The following is a 22794-nucleotide window of genomic DNA, read 5'->3' on the forward strand; positions in this document are numbered from 1 at the left end:
TTTCGATACGATTCAGGTTTCATTTTGTGTTTGGCTTCGACCATAAAAAACCCCTCTGGTCAATTGTGTCTTTCCCAACTGCAACACAGTCAACCATGAGGGGATATTGCTTGCGTTCCTCTCTTCTTATCGCATCCCTTGCACTTCTTCTTTCCATCGTTCAAAAAACTGCACCATAAAGCGATGGCGCTGCTCCGCAATCTCCCTGGCGCTGCTGGTAAACAACTGGTCTTTGATGCGCACAAGCTTCCACTCGTATTCCTTGAGCGGTGTGTGCTGTTCGGGCTGTTGGGCCCAAATGGGCTGGCCCAGCACCCCCGAATAGGCGAACGCACGGGCTACGCCGATGGCGCCGATCGAGTCGAGCTTGTCGGCGTCAAACAAAATCTTTTCCTCCAGTGTAACAGGCGGCTGTCCCTTGCGAAAGCGATGCGCGAGGATGACGGCCTGCACGCGCGCGATGAGGCTGTCCGGCAGCCCCTCCTCCCGCAGCAAGCCTTCTGCGGCTCGTGCGCTGATCTGCGCGTGGCATTCTCCCGTCCGGCGCTCCTCTGCCCTGCCGATATCGTGCAGCAGCGCAGCAAGTCCCAGCACCGTCATATCCGCTCCTTCCGCCTGACCGATCCGCTCGCACATGGCCATCACCCGAAGATTGTGCTGCCAATCGTGCGCAGGGTCCTGCCCGTCAAACATTTCCCTGGCCGCCGCCACCAGCCGCTGCGGCAGGCGCTCCATGCCGGCTTTGAGGTAATCCATCTCTTGCTCCCTTCTCGCCACTCTTTCCTGCGAAATTGATCTCTATGGCAAAAGGGGCGCTCCCTTCCGTCGAGTTCGCCCCTCTTCTCCCTTCTTGCTTCCATCCTTATTTGGAAACCAGCTGTTCCATTCGCGCCAGCGTGCGGGTGCGGTCTCGCTCCAGGATTGGACGCAAGTATTTTCCTGTGTACGAGCCTTCCAGCTCCGCCACTTCCTCCGGCGTCCCAGTCCCGACGATCTGACCGCCCCGAGTCCCGCCCTCAGGTCCCAGGTCGATGATGTAATCGACGGTCTTGATGACATCCAGATTGTGCTCGATCACGAGTACCGTCTCCCCGTTTTCCACCAGACGCTGCAGCACCTTCAGCAGACGGTCGATGTCATCGGTGTGCAGACCGGTCGTCGGCTCATCGAGAATGTACAGCGTGCGTCCCGTACTGCGGCGATACAGCTCCGACGCCAGCTTGACGCGCTGCGCTTCCCCGCCGGACAGCGTGGTGGCAGGTTGACCCAGCTTCATGTAGCCGAGCCCGACGTCGACGATCGTCTGCAGCTTGCGTTCGATCTTGGGCAGGTTGCGGAAAAACTCCACCGCATCCTCGATGGTCATTTCCAGTACATCGGCGATGCTCTTTCCTTTGTACTTCACGTCGAGCGTCTCCCGGTTGTAGCGCTTGCCGTGACAAACCTCGCACGGAACGTACACGTCGGGGAGGAAGTGCATCTCGATCTTGATGATCCCGTCGCCGCTGCACGCCTCGCAACGGCCTCCTTTGACGTTGAAGCTGAACCGGCCTTTTTTGTAGCCGCGCACTTTGGCTTCGTTGGTCGACGCAAACAGGTCGCGGATGTCATCGAATACGCCGGTGTACGTGGCCGGATTGGAGCGCGGTGTACGTCCGATGGGAGACTGGTCGATGTCCACAACCTTGTCCAGATGCTCCAGGCCAAGGATGCGGCGATGCTCCCCTGGCTTGACCTTGGCCCCATTCAGATCGCGCGCCAGTGTCTTTTGCAAAATTTCGTTGATGAGCGTGCTTTTCCCCGAGCCGGAGACACCCGTCACCGCTACGAACATGCCCAGCGGAATTTTCACATTGACGTTCTTCAGATTGTTCTCCCTGGCACCCTCGATCTTGAGCCATTTGTCAGTCGGCTTGCGGCGTTCCAGCGGCACCGGAATGAACTTGCGCCCGCTCAAGTAGGCGCCGGTGAGCGATTTGGGGTCTTTCATGATTTCCTCCGGCGTCCCGGCAGCGACGACCTGGCCGCCGTGAATGCCGGCTCCTGGCCCAATGTCAATGATGTAGTCGCAGGCGAGCATCGTATCTTCGTCATGCTCCACGACAATCAGCGTATTGCCCAGCTTGGTCATGTGCTCCAGCGTGCGAATCAGCCGCGCGTTGTCCCGCTGGTGCAGGCCGATGCTCGGTTCATCCAAAATGTACAGGACGCCCATCAGGCTGGAACCGATCTGCGTCGCCAGGCGAATCCGCTGCGCTTCTCCCCCGGAGAGCGTACCTGCCGCCCGGCTCAACGTCAAATAGTCCAAACCGACATCGATCAAAAAGTTTAGGCGTGCCTTGATTTCCTTGACGATCAAGTTGGCGATTTTCGCCTCTCTCTCTGTCAGAACCAGTCCATCCACAAACTGATGCGCATCGAGAATAGACAGGTCTGTCAGCTCGGAAATATTCCGCTCCCCGACTTTTACCGCGAGGCTCTCCTGTCGCAGGCGCTGCCCTTTGCAGACCGCGCATGGCTTTTGGCTCATATAGCCCTCGATCTGCTCCCGAATGTAGTCCGAGCTGGTCTCCAGATGGCGCCGCTGCAGGTTGGGGATGACCCCCTCGAACGGCACGACCGCTTCCCGCACCTGGCCGAACTCGTTCTCATAGCGGAATTCGATCTTCTCGCCCATGCTGCCGTACATCAAAATCTGCTTCTGCTCGGCCGGCAGCTCCTCGTACGGCACGTCCATGCGAATACCGAAATGGCGGCAGGCCGACTCCAGCAACTGCTGGTAGTACGTGGAAGATTTCGGCTCCCACGCTCCGATCGCCCCATCGCTTAAGGTCCGGGTCGCATCCGGCACGACCATGTCCGGGTCTACTTCCAGCTTGACACCCAATCCGTCACACTCGGGACAGGCACCGAACGGGCTGTTGAAGGAAAAGATGCGCGGCTCCAGCTCGCCGATGGAAAAGCCGCACACCGGGCATGCATGCTTTTCGCTAAAGAGCAGTTCCTCCTGTTCCATCACGTCGACGATCACTTTGCCGTCCGCCAGCCGCAGCGCCGTCTCCAGCGAGTCTGCCAGCCGGGCCTGCACATCCGGCTTCACGACGACCCGGTCGACAACCACTTCGATGTTGTGCTTCTTGTTTTTCTCCAGCTTGATGTCCTCGGACAGATCGCGCACCTCTCCGTTCACCCGTACGCGGACGAACCCTTGCTTGCGGATGTCCTCGAGCAGCTTGACGTGCTCACCCTTGCGTCCTTGAACCATCGGCGCGAGAATCTGTATACGCGTGCGCTCCGGATATTCCATCACGCGGTCCACCATTTGCTCCACCGTCTGCGACTGGATCTCGATGCCATGCTCCGGGCAGAACGCTCTTCCTACGCGCGCATACAACAGGCGCAAGTAATCGTAAATCTCCGTGACCGTCCCCACCGTAGAACGCGGATTGCGGCTGGTCGTCTTCTGGTCGATGGAAATCGCCGGAGAGAGTCCCTCGATAGAGTCCACATCCGGCTTGTCCATCTGCCCGAGAAACTGCCGGGCATAGGCAGACAGGGACTCCACGTAACGGCGCTGTCCCTCCGCATAGATCGTATCAAAGGCAAGAGAAGACTTCCCCGACCCGGACAGACCCGTCAGCACGACGAATTTGTCCCGTGGGATGACCACATCAATGTTTTTCAGGTTGTGGGCGCGAGCACCCTTGACCACGATATGTTCCAATGGCATGAAAAAAATCTCTCCTTAGAGTTCAGCCTTCAGCTCCAGAATCAGATCGCGCAATTCTGCCGCGCGTTCAAACATGAGGTTGCGGGCCGCTTCTTTCATTTCTTCTTCCATTCGTGCGATTACCGTCAAGCGGTCTTTCTTCGGCATTTTCCTGAAATCTTCATGCGGCAGGTAGTCCGCCTTTTCCTCGGCCACCTTCGTCGCCTCGATCACGTCGCGGACGGCCTTTTTCACCGTTTGCGGCGTGATGCCATGCTGCTCGTTATAAGCCATCTGGATCGCGCGTCTCCGCTCCGTCTCCTTGATCGCCGCATCCATCGAATCCGTGATTTTGTCGGCGTACATGATGACGCGCCCTTCCGCATTGCGCGCGGCACGGCCGATGGTCTGGATCAGGGAGCGCTCGTTGCGCAGGAAGCCTTCCTTGTCGGCGTCGAGAATCGCTACCAGCGACACTTCCGGCAGGTCCAGACCTTCCCGCAGCAGGTTGATTCCGATCAGGACATCAAATTCGCCAAGGCGCAAGGAGCGCAAAATTTGCATCCGTTCGATCGTCTTGATGTCGGAGTGGAGATAGCGGACTTTGATGCCCACTTCTTTCAGGTAATCCGTCAAATCCTCCGCCATTTTTTTCGTCAAGGTCGTGACCAGGACCCGCTCGTCTTTGGCAATGGTCGCCTGGATCTCGCCGATGAGGTCGTCGATCTGCCCTTTGATCGGGCGCACCGAGATTGTCGGATCGACCAGACCCGTCGGACGAATGACTTGCTGTACCAGTTCCGGACAGTGCTCCAGCTCGTACGGACCAGGTGTAGCAGAGATGTAGATAGCCTGCTTGACCTTCGCCTCGAACTCCTCAAACTTCAGCGGACGGTTGTCCTTGGCAGACGGCAGGCGGAAACCGTGCTCAACCAGGACGTCCTTGCGCGCGCGGTCGCCGTTGTACATCGCCCGCACCTGCGGCAAGGTCATGTGTGACTCATCCATCAGAACGAGAAAATCATCAGGAAAATAGTCGAGCAAAGTGTATGGGGCATGCCCGGCCGGCAATCCCGTCAGGTGGCGGGAGTAGTTTTCGATCCCGGAACAAAAGCCCATTTCCAGCATCATTTCGATATCGTAGCGCGTACGCTGCTCCAGCCGCTGCGCTTCAAGCAACTTGCCCGCTTCGCGCAGCTCGGCCAGACGCTCCGTCAGCTCCGCCTCGATGCTCTGCACGGCGAGCTTCATTTTTTCTTCCCGCGTCACGTAGTGGGATGCCGGAAAGATCGCCACATGGTCGCGTTGACCGAGAATTTCTCCTGTCAACACGTCGATCGCTGTGATCCGGTCGATCTCGTCTCCGAAAAACTCCACGCGAATCGCCTGCTCGCTCTGCGAGGCAGGGAAGATTTCGACCACGTCCCCGCGTACCCGGAAGGTCCCGCGCGTGAAATTGATGTCGTTGCGAGTGTACTGTATGTCTACCAGCCGGTGCAAAACCTCGTCCCGGCTCTTTTCCATGCCGACGCGCAGCGACAGCAGCATCTCCCGGTACTCCTCGGGAGAACCCAAACCGTAAATGCACGACACCGATGCGACGATGATGACATCCCGCCGCTCGAACAAGGCGCTGGTCGCCGAGTGGCGCAGCTTGTCGATCTCTTCGTTGATGCTGGAGTCTTTTTCAATAAACGTATCCGATTGGGGAATGTATGCTTCCGGTTGATAGTAATCGTAGTAGCTGACGAAATATTCTACGGCATTGTTCGGAAAAAAATCCTTGAATTCCGCGCACAGCTGGGCGGCCAGCGTCTTGTTGTGCGCCATGACCAATGTCGGCTTGTTCACTTGAGCGATCACCTGGGCAGCCGTATAGGTCTTTCCCGTTCCCGTCGCCCCCAGGAGGGTCTGGTGCCTTTTGCCAGCCTTTACCCCTGCCACCAGCTCTGCGATGGCAGTCGGCTGGTCGCCGGACGGCTGATACTCCGATACCAATTCAAAACGCTCCATTCCCTCGTTCATCTCCTCATCGCGTAAAAGGTTTCTTCTTCCATTATAACACAATGCGTGCAAGATTAAGCCGAAATTCTCGAACAAATGTTTGTCTTCATCCTGCATCCCCTTTTTCCGATACTGATAGTGGAACGTGGAACGACATACCCGCACGTAAGAACCCGCACAGTAAGGGGAGGACCAACATGTCTGATAACAATACGGTAAGCAGCAGCTCGATGGTGCCGGCCTACCTAAGCTATAAAGGGAAAAAGGAATTTTCCACCGAGCTGGACAACGATGCGTTCATGAAACTCCTGCTGGAGCAACTGAAAAACCAGGACCCGATGTCGCCGATGGATAACTCCCAGTTTATTCAACAGACGAGCATGATGACAATGGTCGAGAAAATGACCAAAATGGCCACCCTGATGGAGCAATCCAACAACAGCATGCTCACGCTGGAAAAATACGAAGCGCTGGTGGGCCGCACTGCCAAGTACGATCTGACGACTGCCGATGAAGTCACCGGCGAGACGTCTACGGAATCCAAGGAAGGCGTCATCCAGGCCGTCTATATGGACAACGGCAAAATTTACTTCCGCATGGCGGGCGAGACGAATCCGGTTCCCCTCGCTGACGTAAAAGGTCTGGAGTCGCAGGGCATGACCGGAAACGCGCTGGACAGCAGCCTGAAGTACATGCAAATGATCGGAAACCAAATCTCCTACAAAACGACTACACAAGTCGATCAAGACGGCAATCCCGCCACAACGGATGACATCACTTCCGTCGATGAAGTCAAAAATGCGGTCATTACCGGCTTCTCCATGAAGGACGGAACCGCCACCTTCCAGCTGGACAACGGCGCGAGCGTGAAGCTGGACGAAATCGTCGGCATGAGCGTCAAGCCGGAAAACCAGGCGATGACAAACTCGCTGCAATACGCCCAGATGATCGGCTATACCATTACCTACAACGCCTCCCGTACGAACACGGACGGCAGCACTTCCACTGACAGTTTGTCTGGTGTCATCCAGGCGGTCAGCATGAAAAACGGCACGGTCGAATTCGTTCTGGAAGACGGCCAAAGAGTATCGCTTGGTCAAATCACCGGCTTCGCGGCCAAAGCGTAGAACATTTACGTACCGGATCAAAAAATCCGCACTCTTCCCGTCCGAAGAATGCGGATTTTTTCGTGTCGCGCTTTCGCTTGCACGCTTAACTATTGTTCGTCCGTCAGCACTTTTCCGGTCACCGCGTCTACGCGCACGGTCAGGTCTACCTTCGGCTCCCCGCCGCAGAAGCAATGCGCTTTCGACTGGCGGAAAGAAAGATCGTAGGCCAGCTTCCAGGTGACTGCCTGGGTCTGCGGATCGGTCTGGGAAAAATACGTCAGCTCCAAAGGATACGTCTTCAGGATTGCAGCGACTGCCTCCTGTTCGGACAGGGCTGAGGTTCGCGCTGGCGCGATCCAATCTGCCGGACGCCGGATCTGGATGTCTTTTACATTGCCGCTGGCCGCATCCAGCAAGATCGTGTACATTCCTTGCTCACTCGTTTGTCCCTCTTGATAAACAGGCAAGCCATTGACCAGCGGATCAGCGGTAATCAACGTCAGATTCTCATTACCTGCATCGCGCATTTGCAGCTGCGTCGTCCCCGAAGGCAACAGACGCTTCAGAATCGCTTCGGCAGTCTTCCAGTCCCGCTGCTTATCCGGCTTCCCGCTGCCATCTGCTGCGGTGCTCATGGCAAGCCGGAGAAGCTGGCCGGTTTTTCCGTCTGTCTCCAGCAGGATGTGCAGACGCTCCTTGGCGGCAACCCCCTCTGGAAATTGGCCCATCTGGTACTGCTTATCCTCAGCCGCTGTCCCCTCGCTGAAATGACCCCAGATAAAGAAGCGCCGTTCCTCCCCGTTGTCGTAGGCGGCTGTAAATGAAGAAAGCGGCAGCTTCCCTGGCTCTACGTGCGCCAGTTTTCGCACCAGGTCCTGCGCCTGCACCTCCGTCGTCGCCACCCACTTCTCGCCCGTCCCGTTCACGGCGATCGTCTGCACCGGCTGTTTTCCGGAGGACGCAAGCTCTGCCAGCCGTTTTCCGCTGAAGGCATCCAGCGCGCTGCCTGTATGCGCTCCTCTGACAACCCCGTCCTTCACAACGTAGGTGAGCTGCGCCTGCACCCGCTCCGCCTGGCTATATTCGCCGGGGAGCAAGTACACCAGCTCCAGCGGGCGGCTCTCCGCGTATTTGGCAGCGGCTTGCTGGGCAGTCAGCGCCTTCTGTAGCGAAGGCAGAGAAGACGAGTCAACGGGTTCGTACGGCTTGCCGGCAAAGGTGTCAAAAGCGACGAGCCTGCCTGTGCCGTCAAAGGTAACCAGCACATCGTAAGTATCTTCAAACGCCACGTTGTTCCACGTTTTGACCAGCCTGACGGTCGTCTGTGACTGCTCACGGGTAATCGTCCGCGGCTGATACACGCCCCCTGCCGGCTTCAGGTCCGCCACAAACGCAGCGGCTCTGTCTTTCCATTGCTGATCCGTCCACGCGACCGGTTTTTCGGCCGCTTTTGGCGCAAGCGTCAGCTTCAGCAAATCGCCCGTCCCCGAGAAAATCGCCCTGTCCGTCGCCTTCTCCTTTTCTGCAGCGGACGAAGCAAAAGTCACGCTGACACCGCTCACGCCCGGGCCGTCGACCTCACCGTCGTAGACGACATAGCGGCTGGTCAGCTCGGGAATTAGCCCAACCAGCTTCTGTACACCTTTGGAAACCGGAGCGGGAACGGGTGCGGCGGCAACCTGTTCCGCTGCTCGCGCTTCATGCGATACCGTCATCGGGCTGTACAGGCTGACTGCAGTCAATATTCCGGCCAGCGCGTACCATGCAGGCTTGCGTATCATTCTCACAGTGGATGTTCACTCCCTCTTTTTTCCTCTAACCTTGAGACGCACCACGTTTTGTTTTGTTTCTGCACGGGCGGAAAAATTCGCAAAAAATTTTTGATCGCCGCTTCCCTCATGCTGTGGCAGACGCGAATCTGCACAAGGAAAACGGGAGGGTCCCGCGCGTCCCCCGGCGCACGTTCTCCCTCCCGATCGTTCTAGGCTCCGATATGCAGTTTTTCCAGACGCTGCCTGATCAGTTCCACGACACTGGATCGCATCAGATCGACGTAGACGCGGGTATTCGCATCCGGCACCACGATGATACCGAGCTGGTGATGATTGCCGGCATACACCGCGCATTGCACGAATTTCAGCTCCCCGCCATGGGTGAGCACCTCCATCTTGCAAAAGGCCGAGTTCGCCTGCAGGGCGGGATACAGATCTTCCTTGTTGCGGACGTTGATTCCGTTCACCTTTACGATAATCTCGCCCGGCACAATCCCGATTTCCTCGGCGCGCGTCCCCGGGATGACACCCATGACCTTGACGCCCTGCGGCGACTGGATAAAGTACGGGGGCTGCCTCTGCTCCTGCATCCGGCTCAGGAAGAACAGGCCTTCATGCCCCGCGAGCGCAAACAGCCCCGTCACAAGCAACAGGGCGGGCACCCAGACCGTCAGTACGGTCAACGCCAGCAAAACAAGCGAGTAAAGCGCCAGCTGTTTCGCAATCCGCGAAGACTTCCGCCTTGGCGTCATCGACTGGGTCATGTCCGAAAAGCCCGTGACCGTCGGCAGAAACATCAAGCCAAAGGAAGTTGCTTCCGGCCAGAAGAGCGGCCAGCCCGGATAGAGCGCTCCGCTGACAGCGCCGTTGTCCATCTGGACGAACAGGACGAGCGGCGTCAGCCAGAAGGAATGCAGCAGATACGCGCCGACGATGCGGCCGCGCTTGCCTTCGACGAACAGCGGGGAAGCGTCCCTCCCCCCGTTCCAGCGAATGAGCATGGCCTCCATCAGGTGCATGATCGCCACCAATGCCAGAAGCGGCAGTGGTTTGGCTTGTCCGAACAGCTCCCACAGCGGCCCGATTACGGGAGCCTGGTTCCACGCGGGCAGCAGCTGGGCGATGCCGCTTACCAGCGTCAGCACCCCTGCTGCGTAGGCAAAGCAGAGAAAGCGCAAACGGATCAACGCCATGACGACCGCCAATCCCCATAATAACCATAGATCCTGTACTTGTACGACAATTCCCAAAGCCCCTGCGAGCAGGGAGATCAGCACGCCTGCTGCGATGCCCATTCCTGCGGAGCGTATCGTCTGAAGCAGCGGCGACTGGATGCGCACAGCGAACAATTGCCGCTCCAGATTCATTTGCCGCCGATAGTGCAGATAAATGAAGAAAAGGAAGAGATAAAGGAGCGGATTGAAAAAAATCGCCGCCAGCCCGTACGCAATGGAGAGCAAGTCTGCCTGTATCGCCAATTGCTTCACCTCGAATGGTTAAAGAACCCTTTATTAATAAGCACATATGCTTTTTGCGAGTGCAAAAGAAAAACCACGGCATGCCATTTGCCGTGGTTACCATTTCTACGAATATCAGGGATTTCCCTGCCTCCGCCGGATGGATTATTTTGGGGGAGCGACGACCTCAAGTGCTTTTTGCAGCTGCAGATCGTTTTCCGGTTTGCGCATCGTCTCGCGCAGGCTGTCTTCCAGCAAGGTGCGTGTCGCAGCATCGACCTTCCCTGTCACAGGCAGCTTGTGCGCTGTCTGGAACTGCTTGACCGCCTGCTCCGTCCCGGCGTCAAAATACCCGTCATCCCGGCCCGGGGGCAAATTCAAGCCCGTCAGGATCAGCTGCAAGTTTTTCACATCGTTGCCGGCCATGTCGCGGGCTAGAACCTTGTCAGCCGGAAGCTGCGTCGCATTGAAGTAGGCTGGCTGGCTGACTTTGATGTCCGGCTCGATCCCTTTTTGGTGAATCCATTCGCCTTTTGGCGTGAGCCATTTCGCAATCGTCAGTTTCAGCTGGCTCTTGTCCGCCATTTCCATCGTGCTTTGGACCGTGCCTTTTCCGAAGCTCTTCTCGCCGACCAGCTTGTAGTTGCCGCTGTCGTGCAAGGCCCCGGCCAAAATTTCCGAAGCGCTGGCGCTGCCGCCGTTGATCAGAAGTGAGATCGGGTACGGCTTCGGCGCGTCTGTCGTCGAACGGTATTCTTCCTTTTGCTGACCGTTCGCCCCGTATGCGATCTGCACGATCAGGCCTTTATGCGGCACGAGCACTTCGCCGATTTCCTTGACAGCCAGCAAATAACCGCCAGGGTTGCCGCGCACGTCGATGACCAGACCGCCGATGCCCTGCTTCTCCAGGCTGGCCAATTGTTCTTTGAAATGCTTGGCCGTATCGGTAGAGAATTGCGAGATGGCGATTACCCCGACTTTGACCCCGTTTTTCTCCATCACCTGGCTGGTTACGGTTTCGATCGGAATATCGTCGCGCACGCACACGATGTTCAGCGGTTCCGCTACACCCGCGCGTACGACCTTCAATACGGCTTTTGTCCCTTTGGGGCCGCGAATTTTCGTCACGGCCTCATGCAGGTCGAGCCCTTCCAGCGACTCTCCGTTTACGCTGATAATCTGGTCGTTCGGGCGCAGGCCCGCGCGCTCCGCTGGCGAACCCTTGAAGGGAGAGACGACGGTGACCTTGCCGTTTTGCATCGTCACTTCCGTCCCAATCCCCTGGAACGTCGAATGCAAGGTAGACGTAAACTCCTCTGCCGATTGCGGGTCCATGTAGTCGCTGTACGGATCGCCCAGCGAACCTACCATGCCGCCGATTGCGCCTTCCACCAATTGCTCCGTGGTGACATTTTGAATGTAGTCTTTCTTGATCGCTGAAAAAGCTTCGTACAGCTTCCTGAACTCCTGGGGATACTCCACGCTTCCGCTTCCGTTCAGCAAAGGGCTGCTCGATGCGGTGAGAGTCCCGCTCTGACTCGCGCTGGCATTGGCCGAGATTTTCATCATCGACAGGGTCAAAAGACTGCTGACCACCATCGAGACGAGTACAAGGGCAAATACGCTACGTCCTTTCCATTTCACTCTTGCGTCACCATCCTTTGTGCTACCGGCAAAAAGATATGCTGCTAGTGTACGCTGTTTCCGTTAGCAATATTTGTTTGACGCTACTCTACCTGATATACGGCGTAGGATCAACAGCCACATCGTTTTTGTAGACGGTAAAGTGCAAGTGATTGCCGGTAGCTCGGCCGGTCGCCCCGACCTCGGCAATCTTTTGCCCTCTCTCTACTGATTGTCCCACAGAAACGAAGATTCCGCCCTCCCGAATATGGCCGTAAAGGGTGGTAATTTCTGAATTGTGCTTGATCATGACCGTATTACCGAAACCGTTGGAATAGCCCGCAAAAATTACGATGCCTTTTTCGGCAGCCCGGATCGTGGTTCCTTTTGGCGCTGCCATGTCTAAACCATTATGCCCAGCAGCGCGGCCCGTAAACGGGTCGGAACGCATTCCGAAGCCCGAGCTGATCCGAAACGTTCCATCCGCCAGCGGCAATCCGAGCTTGCCGCCCTTGTAGCCGCTGCTACCCGCGCTCATCGCCCGCACGCGCTCCGCGTACTTGGCGGATTGCTCTCTCGCGATGGCGAGCAGCTGCGCTTCCTCTTCTTCCTTGATCTCATGCAGCTCTTTTTCCTGCTTTTGCAGCTCGGCCTTTACAACCAGGCTCTGCTTGTACTGCTTGTCCAACTCGTCTTTGAGGTTTTCCGCCTCCTGAAACATGCCGGCGTACACGACCAGCTGGTGATCGATTTCTTTCTTTTTCGTCTCGATCGTTTCCTTGTCGCGAATGTTGTCTTCCAGAATGCGCGTATCCTGCTCCAGGATCAGCTGCAAGCCTTCCATCCGGGTGAGGAAATCGCCGAAGTCGGACGCGCCCAGCAGGACGTCCAGATAGGAGACGTTGCCGCGCTCGTACATCGACTTGACCCGCGTCTTCAACAGCGATTCCCGTTTGGCGACGCGCTCCTTGGCCTCATCCAGCTGGTCTTGCGCCTGCGCTGCCTTTTCTTTTGTATCATCCATTTGCGCTTCGAGCTTGTCCAGTTTTTTCTGCGTCTCGTTGCGGCGCAGGTCAATCTGCATCAGCTCGGTCTGCAAATCCTTTTGCTGCTTCTGCACATAAGCAATCTTCTTGTCCGTCTCTTTCACCTGCTGCTGCTGTGCCTTATATTTTTGCTGAATTTGTTTCAGCTCCCGATTGATCTTTTCCAGCGATGCCTTGCTTGCTGCCCAGCTCACGTTGGTCGGGGTTGCAGATCCGGCTACCAGACCGGTTATCAAGAGTGCAAGCGCGATCTTCTTCCTCATGATACTCCTCCCACATTGTACCGAATTATACCCGCAAGAAACGGCGGACAGACACCAGACTTCCCCAGATGCCGATAAACGCGCCGATCGCAATCAAGGCGAGCGCCACCTGATACACCAGCGGGAACAATGGCAACAGTTTGAACAGTTGGGCAGCCTCAAAGCTCGACTGAATCCCGTCCAGCAAATAGTAATAGCCGACAGTCAACATCGCCGTCGGAATCAGCGCCCCGATAATTCCCATCAGCAGCCCTTCCACAAAGAACGGCCAGCGAATAAACCAGTTCGTAGCCCCGACCAGCTTCATGATCTCGATCTCGCGGCGGCGCGCCACGATTGTCAGCTTGATCGTATTGGCAATCAGAAACATCGCCGTAAAGCCGAGCCCGATGATGAAGGCAATCCCCACATTGCGGATCGCTCCCGTCCAGGCGAACAGCTTTTCCACCGTTCCTTCGCCGTAGTTGAGGTTTTTCACGTACTCCAGCTTTTTGATCTGGGCCGCGACTACCGAAGTGTCCTTCGGATCTTTCGTCTTGACGACAAAAGTATCCGGCAGCGGATTGTCCTTTTCCAGCCCATCGAACAGGTACGCCTTTTCCCCAAGGCTCTCCTTGAACTGCTTCAGCCCCTCGTCTTTCGGAATAAACGTAACCGTGTCCACCTTCGGAATGGCCTTGATATTCTGCTCGACCTGCGCGACATTTTCCTTGGTCGCCAGCACGTCAAGGAAGACGCGGATTTCGACCTGCTTCTCCACTGTTTGCGCGAAGTAGTTGACGTTCATCGCCAGGATCAGGAACACCCCGAGAATGAAAAGAGTGATGGTAACGGCACTGATGGAAGCAAACGACATCCAGCCGTTCCGCCCGAGGTTTTTGACCCCTTCACGGACGTGGCGTCCCATCGTTCTAATCTTCATAACCGTATTCCCCTCTCTGCTCGTCACGGGCGATTTGGCCCGCTTCTATCGCAATGACCCGTTTTCGCATGGTGTTTACAATCTCCCGGTTGTGCGTTGCCATTACTACCGTCGTCCCGCGATGGTTGATCTCCTCGAACAGCTTCATGATCTCCCAGGACGTCTCCGGGTCGAGGTTCCCCGTCGGTTCGTCCGCAATGATGATCCCCGGGTTGTTGACCAACGCCCGCGCCAGAGCGACGCGCTGCTGCTCTCCCCCCGAGAGTTCACTCGGCAGCATTTTCGCCTTGTGCTTCAGCTTCACCAGGCCGAGCACATCCATCACACGCGGCTTGATCTGCTTCGGGCTGCTCTCAATGACTTCCATGGCAAACGCCACATTTTCAAAAACAGTGAGCGTCGGCAACAGTTTGAAATCCTGGAAAACGACACCGATGCTGCGGCGCACCAGCGGAATTTGCCGTTCCTTGATCCGGCTCACATTGAAGCCGCCTAAAAAAATCTGTCCCTTCGACGGCTTTTCTTCGCGGTACATCAGTTTGATAAACGTGGATTTTCCGGCACCGCTGGGACCTACTACATACACGAACTCGCCTTTTTCAATCCGAATGTTGATACCCTTTAGCGCATTGGTGCCGTTCGGGTATGTTTTCCATACGTCAAACATCTCGATCAAGTAAATCACATCCTACATAGTCAGATCCTTCTGTATCTCTTGATCCTTATTTATCAATCGACAAAAAGCCCCTGTTCCTCTACCCGGCTATTTTTGCAACCTATCGCCAATCGACAAAAATAGCGGGAAACCCCATCCTACATATTATATCACCCTGTTTCGCTGATGGAATCCACCAAATCTCTTAATTCTTGTCGAAACAGGTTCACATTCGCGTGGTTCCGACATCCTTTTCCCGCTGCACTCGCCAGCACATCGGCGTCTAGCCTCCATGTGAGGGGTTGGCTACAATAGAAAAGAATGACAAATGGAAAGGGGCACGAACGTTGAACAACTTTGTTTACCATAATCCTACCGAATTGATTTTCGGACGGGGACAGCTGTCCCTGTTGCCGGAAAAGGCGAAACAGCTTGGCTCTACAGTCCTGATGGTATACGGAGGCGGCAGCATCAAGCGTTCAGGCCTGTATGACAAGGTCACCTCCCTGCTGCAGGAAGCGGGCTGCCGGGTTCTGGAGCTGGCTGGCGTAGAGCCGAACCCTCGTCTCGAGACCGTAAAAAAAGGCATCGCCACCTGTCGGCAGGAAGGCGTCGACTGGGTCCTTGCCGTTGGCGGCGGAAGCGTCATCGACGCAGCCAAAGCCGTTGCAGTCGGGGTGCCGTACGATGGAGACGTGTGGGACTTTTACACACACAAAGCGACCCCTGCCGCAGCACTCCCGCTCGGCACCGTTCTGACGCTGGCTGCTACCGGCTCCGAAATGAACCGCGGCAGTGTCATCACCAACTGGGAGACCAAGGAAAAACACGGGGGCACCACGACCTTCCCGGCCTTCTCCATTCTGGACCCGGAGAACACCTTTACTGTACCTCGCGATCAGACCGTTTACGGAATCAGCGACATCATGTCGCACGTATTTGAACAATATTTCAGCCATACACCGGAAATTCCGCTGCAGACCCGCTTCGCCGAGTCCATCCTGAAAACCGTGATCGAAAACGCGGAGCGCGTCCTCGCCAATCCGGAAGACTACGACGCCCGCGCCAACATTCTGTATTGCGGCACGATGGCGTTGAACGGCACCTTGCCTGTCGGCGTAGAAACGGACTGGGCGACCCACTCCATCGAGCATGCCGTAAGCGCCGTCTACGACATCCCGCACGGCGGCGGTCTGGCGATCATCTTCCCGAAATGGATGCGCTACGTCTACCGGGAGAACGTATCCCGCTTTGTCCGTTTTGCAGTGGAAGTGTGGAACGTCGATCCAGCCGGAAAAACAGACGAAGAAGTGGCGCTGGCCGGAATCGCTGCGACGGAGGCATTCTTCGCCCGCATCGGTGCGCCGACCCGCCTTGCCGACTACAAAATCGGCGACGAAAACTTGCAAGTCATGGCGAAAAAAGCGACCCCATTCGGCCCGATCGGCAGCTTCAAAAAGCTGACCAGCGAAGATGTCGCGGAGATTTTGCGCATGTCTCTATAAATGGCAAGCCCCCTTACTCTGTGAAACTGCAGAGCAAGGGGGCTTGACTGTTAGCGGGAAGAAGCCGCTTTTCCTTTTTCCCGGCTTACTTCATGACCAAATATTGTTCCAAATCCAATTCGAGCAAATGTTTGTTTTCTTCCAGCGAATTGCTTCGGTAAAAAACAACCGAGAACGTAGGATATTCCTCATAAGAAACGAGTCTGTACTCAAGAATATCACTGAAGTTCTTGACAAAACGCCTGTCATGAACGGATTCGATCGATCTGCCATCGATACTCAGCGGCAGTTCGGCGCACAGGAAGCTGAAATAGCTATCATCCAGGGACGCGATAATTTCTGCCCAATTCGGCTTCTTCTGCTCGAAGAAGTACTCATACACGTTGATGCCATAAGCGTGTGCCCCAAGGTCTGTGGTGCACAATCCGGCAAAACGTAGCGGATTGACTTCAATCGGGATTAATCTGCCGGAATCGGTGACTCGAATTTCAAAGTGCATAGGGAAACGACGCAACGAAATGACTTGCCCCATGCTTCTCATGAAGGCTTCAACCTTGGATAACGACTCTTTCAAAACGGACTTGCCGGTGAAGTAGATGCGATCTGATGTATCTGTTTCGTGCGCAAACATCCGTTTGTACACATTCAGGACGACAGGCTCACCATTCTCATCATAATACGCATCGACCGCGTATTCATCGCCTTTGATCCATTCCTCCAGAATAAAGCTGCTGGCGCTCACGACGGAATCCGGATAAATTTCCTTGGCTGCGATCATATCCGACTGTATTTGCCGGCAAATCGATGGCCAATCTTCTTCTTTTTCCACCAGATAGACGCCTACGCTGCGAAATCCTTTTGCCGGTTTGATCACGAGCGGCAAGGACAAGCTGCTCGCTGGCAGTTGGACCAGCTCTTCGTATGTAACTTCACGGAAATAGAAATCCGGATAGTGTTGCTTTAGCAATTCCCTGAATTTCACCTTGTTTTTGAAAAGCTCCGCATTCTCCCAGATCTGCGTTCCTTTCAACAACGGATAAATGGAAGCTACCCCGTACTCAGAGTTGCACAAGAGGGTCAATTCCGTATCGCCTGCGAGATTTCCTGTTTCCTCCAGCAACCGGACATTTAGGGATTTCTCCAATGGAATTCGAGTGTCACCGCATTTGATTACCTGAACGTCCATGTGCTTGAGTGTCTGTGACATAAGGATAGATACATATGGTTTGTCTAGGACCATCAGATTCATACGTTTCACACCTCTTCTGCTTGTTTTATTAGTTCTTCACGTACTACAAACAATTTCACCAAGTCATGAAGTTGCTCAGATGTTGCTTTCATCTGACCTGCGATGTCACTCATATTGGCCTGAATGTCCGTCTGATTCTGGATGTTCTCGTTAATGTTAGCCAATGCCGTTGTCACTTCGGTAAGGCTCTCGGCCACTTGTCCCAGATTTTCGGAAGAAGAGTCTGTTCCGTCGGCCTGTGCATCGGCGTTGGTTTGGAACGTGTTGATCTGTTCCGAAGAAGTCTCAATCGAACCTTTGATCTCGGACATATGTTTGATCAGAGACAGAACGTTTTGCTTCTCCTGCATGATAATATCGCTCTGATTCGTCAAAGCCTCAATGGTTTCACGCAGAGACGATTGCAGCTCGCCAATAATCTCATTGATGTTGTCAGAGCTTTTCTTCGACTCTTCCGCGAGCTTCCGCACCTCTTCTGCAACCACGGAGAACCCTTTCCCTGCTTCACCTGCACGCGCTGCCTCAATGGAGGCGTTCAAAGCGAGCAGGTTGGTTTGTGAGCTGATATCTGTCATCGTGGTCACAATTTCGCGAATGCGTTTCATGCTTTCTTCCAGCTGTTTTGTGATGTCTACAGATTTTGTCACTTCGCTCTCGATGTTTTCCATGCCACTCAACGCTTTATTGGCAACACCTTCAGAGTTCTCAGACAGTGTCTTGATTTGCATCACTTCATTTACGAGTTTGTCCAGAGTAGACAGGTTGTCTCTCGTCGTAGCCGCGATCTCTTCCACAGCTGCGCTCAATTCTTCGGTAACGGCCGAAATATTTGTAGACTCATTGAGAACATCATGACTCTTTTGGTTGATACCGTTTATGTAATTGGAGCTGGTCTGGATATTTTCTTCCAGTTGGTTGGAATAGGAAACGACAGAAGAAGCTGCGCGTTTAATATTCGCAATCATACTTTCCAACTGATCCAGATAATCGTTGAACATGTCAGCCAACTGGCGAATTTCATCGCTACCGGAAACATGAATACGTCCGGTCAAGTCTCCACCGCCAGAAGCAATGATGCCCAAGCGGTCGCGCACCACACGCAGTGCCTTCAGGCGTTTGGACATATAAACCAGGATGACGAGGATACCTACGATAAAGAAAGCAATGACCCAAATCACAAGCATCGTCGATTCATTTGCTGCATGTTCAATGGTGTCGGTCGGGATATACATGAAGATATACCAGCCCGTAGAAGCGATCTTCTTCGCCAGAATGTAGTCCACGGAATCATGGAACAGATCCGAATCTTTCTTTTCGCTGATAACCTTTTCCATCCAGGCTTTGGCTTCCGGGTCCTTAATATCTGTTTCCAGCGTACTCTGCTTGTCTTTTTCTGCAGGATTAGTTGCGCCAGTCAAAATATTCTTGCCGGAATCTACTACGATTGCATGCGATCCATCTTCTCTCGTGAACGAGCTTGCTACTTTTTCGATGCCACTCAGCGAAATATCGACGGAAAATACTCCGTAGAACTTATCTTGCGCATAAATCGGGATGGATGCTGTCACCATCATGCCGCTGCCGAGGTCATCCTTGTATGGCTCAGTCCAAACGACCTCTTTACCGGGGTTGTTTTCAGGACGGGCGATCGTGTAGAATGCGTTTTCTCTCGACTTGCTGGTGACGTATTTCCCCTCTTTGTTATCTACAAAAGGATAAATTTTTTGGAAATTGCCTTCTGTCGTAAAATAGTACCATTGGGATTCAGGAATGGTTTTCTTGATGGTGGCAAACAGCCCATCAAATGATTCCGACGCCATGATGATTTTCTTCTGTTCGAGGGTGATTGGTCCTTTATCGATGCGGGCGTTCCCAATATCAAGCTTTGTTTTCGCCACATAATCATCCAGACCGTACAAGCCATTTGCCATCAAATATTTCTGTTGAAAAGCGCTCTCAAGCAATTCATCGGAAATCCCGTTCATTTCTTGCAATCTTTGTTCAAATGTCGAGCTTGCCAGCTTTCCTACCAGTCCAATTTTGCCAAACTCTGATCCAATCAAATCCGTCTTGCTTTCCAGGAAGTTTTTTGATTTGGTTACTTCGTCCTGCTGTATGACCTTTTTGAAACTGTTGATCATAAACATTGAAAAAACAAGTTGAACAACCAGGATGACCACAAATAATCCCAAAAACCTGATTTGGAGACTGCGAAACTTTTCTCTCAACCGTTTCATCTGAACTCCTCCTTGTTTGATCTCAGCTACGTATCTGTGTTTTGTCAAATTTTGAAAATCGGGAGCTCCAAAAAAAACTATTCGGGTATCCGAATAGTTCTATCTGTCCAATAGAAATATGTCACGGCAACCCGGCGATCATAGTTTAACAACTTTAGACCCGTAGCTTTGCGTCCTTACCTTTCGATAAGTTTGCCTATCATATTAAATTCATAAATACTGGAATTGAGATCATCGTATAACAAAGAGAGACTATAGTCAATAATCCCTATAATTCGACTTATTTTTTCACGATTCGAGTCCTCTTTCTCCATTCCCATAGTCCCTTATTTTCTCCTTTTGTCGATTTTCAGGAAGCTCAGGAAGAGAGGTGCACATTGAACAAGCGGTCAGGCAAATTGCCTCACCGCTTGTTCATTTATGACAGGGTGGCTAAACTACGCCGGAGAACCGACGTCAATCAAAGACTCGATCATGACCTTTTGGCTGTTTTCGTCCACCCACGCATGAGTTTCCAACAGCTTTTTGCGATACCACTCGATCTGCGCCTCGACCTGATTGCGGGCAGTACCGCCGAGCACGTTGCGGGCATTGACCACAGTCTCGACCGCGAGTGCTTCGTACACATCCTCGCCGATCACATCGGAAAAGCTCTGCAGCTCCTCCAGCGACAGGTCGAGCAAGTACTTTTGGTGCTCGATGCAGTACAGAACTGTCCTGCCTACCACTTCATGCGCCTGACGGAACGGCATGTTTTTGCGCACGAGGTAGTCAGCCAGGTCTGTCGCATTCGAGAAGTCGTTGGTCACCGCCTGGCGCATCCGCTCGGTTTTGACCTGCATCGTCTGGATCATCGGCGTCAAAAGAGCCAGCGCGCCATGAATGGTCGCTACGGTATCAAACATGCCTTCCTTGTCTTCCTGCATGTCTTTGTTGTACGCCAGCGGCAAGCCTTTGAGCACCGTCAACAGGCCAAGGAGATTGCCGTAGACGCGGCCTGTTTTTCCGCGCACCAGCTCGGCGACATCCGGGTTTTTCTTTTGCGGCATGATGCTGGAGCCCGTGCAGAACGCATCGTCCAGCTCCACGAAGGAAAACTCCTGGCTGCTCCAGATGACCAGTTCTTCGCACAGACGGGAGAGGTGGGTCATCAAAAGGGACGCATCCGCCAAAAACTCGACGATGAAGTCGCGGTCGCTGACAGCGTCCATGCTGTTTTGATAAATCCCGTCGAATTGCAGCAGCTCCGCCACGAACGCCCGGTCGATCGGGAATGTCGTCCCGGCCAGCGCACCCGCTCCCAGCGGCAGGACATTGACGCGCTTCCACGTCTCGGTCATGCGCTCGATGTCACGCTGCAGCATGGACGCATACGCCATCAGGTGGTAGCCGAACAGGACCGGCTGCGCGCGCTGCAGATGGGTATAGCCCGGCATGACGGTATCCAGATGCTGGCTGGCCTGCTCGACCATCGCTTCCTGGAGATACATCGCCAGCTGGATGATTTCCATCAGCTTTTCCCGCAGGTACAGATGCATGTCGAGGGCGACCTGGTCGTTGCGGCTGCGGCCCGTGTGGAGTTTGCCCCCCACCGGACCGATTTCCTCGATCAGCATTTTTTCGATATTCATATGGACATCTTCGTGGGCGACGAGAAACTCGGCCTGCCCGCGCTCGATCTTTTCTTTCACTTTTTTCAGACCAGCAATGATCTGTCTGACTTCCTCCATCGGCAGGATACCGCACTTGCCCAGCATGGCAACATGAGCCAGGCTGCCGACGATGTCCTGACGCCACATCTTCTGGTCGAAAGAGATAGAAGCAGTATACTCTTCTACGAGCTGATTCGTCGGCTTCGTGAAGCGTCCTCCCCAGAGTTTCATTGCTTGATCGCATCCTTTTCGTCCAAAATCTTGATGTCTGTCTTCATGTTCTCATGCAAGACACCTTCGTTTACTTGCGCGTAAACTTTGGTCGGCAGTCCCCACAGCTTGATGAAGCCGAGCGCCGCTTTGTGGTCGAACTGGTCGCCTGCGTTGTACGTAGCCAGCTCATGGCTGTACAGGGAGGAAGCAGATTTGCGTCCCACTACGATCGCATGGCCTTTGTGCAGTTTTACGCGCACGACGCCGGTTACGTGTTTTTGCGTTTCTTCGATGAAGGCTTGAACCGCATTGCGGATTGGCGAGTACCAAAGCCCCTCGTAAATCACTTGCGCCATTTTTTGTTCCACGATCGGTTTGAAAGACGCTACTTCACGAGGCTGGGTCAGGAATTCCAGCTCGCGGTGAGCCAGGATCAGCGTAGTCGCTGCAGGCGTCTCGTACACTTCGCGGGATTTGATCCCGACCAGGCGGTTTTCTACGTGGTCGATACGGCCTACGCCGTGGTTTCCGGCGATTTTGTTCAGTTTCAGAATCAGCTCGGACAGCGGCAGCTCTTCGCCGTTCAGTGCAGTCGGCTTGCCTTGTACGAACGTGATCTCGATTTCTTCCGGTTGATCAGGCGCATCTGCGATCGATTTGGTCAAATCGTACGCGCCTTCTGGCGGAGCTGCCCACGGATCTTCCAACACGCCGCACTCGCAGCTTCTGCCCCACAGGTTTTGGTCGATGCTGTACGGATTGTCCAGATTGATCGGAATCGGAATGTTGTTCTTCTTCGCGTACTCGATCTCTTCGTCGCGCGTCCAGCCCCACTCACGCACAGGCGCCACGATTTTGAGGTTCGGGTTCAAAGCGGTGAAGGACACGTCAAAGCGTACCTGGTCGTTCCCTTTGCCGGTGCAGCCGTGAGCGACCGCCACAGCGCCTTCTTTTTCCGCGATTTCTACCAGCACGCGGGAAATCAGGTAGCGGGACAGCGCAGATACCAGCGGATATTTGCCTTCGTACATCGCGTTTGCTTTCAATGCAGGCAGGACGAACTCCTCTGCAAATGCTTCCTTCGCATCCACGACGATCGACTTCAGCGCACCGACTTGCAGCGCTTTTTTCTGCACGAAGTCCAGATCTTTTCCTTCTCCTACATCCAGCGCTACCGCAATTACATCGAAGTTATATGTTTCCTGCAGCCATTTGATTGCTACGGATGTATCCAAGCCGCCCGAGTAGGCCAACACAATTTTATCTCTTGCCATCGTTCTCTCTCCCTGTTCCGAAGATAATTTCATGTGAGTAATTATACAAACAAACTAATAAAAATACAACCACTTTTCTTTTGAACCTTCTACATTTTCGTCCT

General features: G+C 54.4%; 15 protein-coding genes and 1 riboswitch. Of the genes, 2 read left to right on the forward strand and 13 right to left on the reverse strand.

Features of this window, described 5'->3' with window-relative positions; translation table 11 throughout:
- Positions 1–126: 126 nt before the first annotated feature.
- The 3 genes from ACFSO0_RS05110 to uvrB all read right to left on the reverse strand — a co-directional run bounded on the left by ACFSO0_RS05110 (position 127) and on the right by uvrB (position 5722).
- Complete coding sequence (locus ACFSO0_RS05110; protein WP_376877233.1) at positions 127–756, reverse strand: HD domain-containing protein; 630 nt, start codon at positions 754–756, stop codon at positions 127–129.
- Positions 757–862: 106 nt separating this feature from the next.
- Positions 863–3730 (reverse strand): excinuclease ABC subunit UvrA, encoded by a 2868-nt coding sequence (uvrA, locus tag ACFSO0_RS05115; protein ID WP_376877236.1) that lies wholly within the window; start codon positions 3728–3730, stop codon positions 863–865.
- Positions 3731–3745: 15 nt separating this feature from the next.
- Positions 3746–5722: an excinuclease ABC subunit UvrB gene (gene uvrB, locus ACFSO0_RS05120; RefSeq protein ID WP_376877239.1), complete on the reverse strand. Its 1977-nt coding sequence runs from the start codon at positions 5720–5722 to the stop codon at positions 3746–3748.
- 188 nt (positions 5723–5910) lie between these two features.
- On the opposite strand from uvrB, the gene ACFSO0_RS05125 reads away from it, so the two are divergent.
- Positions 5911–6840, forward strand: coding sequence for a flagellar hook assembly protein FlgD (locus ACFSO0_RS05125; RefSeq protein WP_376877242.1), 930 nt, complete (start codon positions 5911–5913; stop codon positions 6838–6840).
- Positions 6841–6929: 89 nt separating this feature from the next.
- Here ACFSO0_RS05125 and ACFSO0_RS05130 read toward each other — a convergent pair whose 3' ends face one another.
- The 6 genes from ACFSO0_RS05130 to ftsE form a co-directional block, all read right to left on the reverse strand.
- Entirely contained in the window at positions 6930–8603 is a 1674-nt protein-coding gene (locus ACFSO0_RS05130; RefSeq protein ID WP_376877458.1) for a hypothetical protein, read from the reverse strand.
- A gap of 200 nt (positions 8604–8803) precedes the next feature.
- Positions 8804–10072, reverse strand: a complete 1269-nt coding sequence (locus ACFSO0_RS05135) for a PDZ domain-containing protein (RefSeq protein ID WP_376877245.1) — start codon at positions 10070–10072, stop codon at positions 8804–8806.
- 144 nt (positions 10073–10216) lie between these two features.
- Positions 10217–11695, reverse strand: a complete 1479-nt coding sequence (locus tag ACFSO0_RS05140) for a S41 family peptidase (RefSeq protein WP_376877248.1) — start codon at positions 11693–11695, stop codon at positions 10217–10219.
- 88 nt (positions 11696–11783) lie between these two features.
- Positions 11784–12983: a murein hydrolase activator EnvC family protein gene (locus ACFSO0_RS05145; protein WP_376877250.1), complete on the reverse strand. Its 1200-nt coding sequence runs from the start codon at positions 12981–12983 to the stop codon at positions 11784–11786.
- A 25-nt stretch (positions 12984–13008) separates the two neighbouring features.
- Complete coding sequence (gene ftsX, locus ACFSO0_RS05150; protein ID WP_376877253.1) at positions 13009–13905, reverse strand: permease-like cell division protein FtsX; 897 nt, start codon at positions 13903–13905, stop codon at positions 13009–13011.
- Positions 13895–14581 carry a cell division ATP-binding protein FtsE gene (gene ftsE / locus ACFSO0_RS05155; RefSeq protein ID WP_376877256.1) on the reverse strand — a complete coding sequence of 229 codons (687 nt, stop codon included), beginning with the start codon at positions 14579–14581 and terminating at the stop codon, positions 13895–13897. The genes ftsX and ftsE overlap by 11 nt, the downstream gene beginning before the upstream one ends.
- A 326-nt stretch (positions 14582–14907) precedes the next feature.
- Between ftsE and ACFSO0_RS05160 the strand changes: the two genes are divergently transcribed.
- Positions 14908–16065 (forward strand): iron-containing alcohol dehydrogenase, encoded by a 1158-nt coding sequence (locus tag ACFSO0_RS05160; protein ID WP_376877259.1) that lies wholly within the window; start codon positions 14908–14910, stop codon positions 16063–16065.
- 85 nt (positions 16066–16150) lie between these two features.
- Here the strand turns inward: ACFSO0_RS05160 and ACFSO0_RS05165 are convergent, their stop codons facing one another.
- The 4 genes from ACFSO0_RS05165 to ACFSO0_RS05180 form a co-directional block, all read right to left on the reverse strand.
- Positions 16151–17032, reverse strand: a complete 882-nt coding sequence (locus ACFSO0_RS05165; protein ID WP_376877262.1) for an ATP-grasp domain-containing protein — start codon at positions 17030–17032, stop codon at positions 16151–16153.
- Positions 17033–17319: 287 nt separating this feature from the next.
- Positions 17320–19551 (reverse strand): methyl-accepting chemotaxis protein, encoded by a 2232-nt coding sequence (locus tag ACFSO0_RS05170; RefSeq protein ID WP_376877265.1) that lies wholly within the window; start codon positions 19549–19551, stop codon positions 17320–17322.
- Between the two features lie 122 nt (positions 19552–19673).
- A riboswitch (cyclic di-GMP riboswitch) is annotated at positions 19674–19758 on the reverse strand.
- Positions 19759–19988: 230 nt separating this feature from the next.
- Positions 19989–21434 carry an argininosuccinate lyase gene (argH, locus tag ACFSO0_RS05175; protein WP_376877268.1) on the reverse strand — a complete coding sequence of 482 codons (1446 nt, stop codon included), beginning with the start codon at positions 21432–21434 and terminating at the stop codon, positions 19989–19991.
- Positions 21431–22690: an argininosuccinate synthase gene (locus ACFSO0_RS05180; RefSeq protein WP_376877271.1), complete on the reverse strand. Its 1260-nt coding sequence runs from the start codon at positions 22688–22690 to the stop codon at positions 21431–21433. Before ACFSO0_RS05180 ends, argH begins: the two co-directional genes overlap by 4 nt.
- Between the last annotated feature and the right edge of the window lie 104 nt (positions 22691–22794).

Origin of the sequence: Brevibacillus sp. GCM10020057 (assembly GCF_042683565.1) — a bacterium.
In the GTDB taxonomy this organism is placed as follows: Bacteria; Bacillota; Bacilli; order Brevibacillales; family Brevibacillaceae; genus Brevibacillus.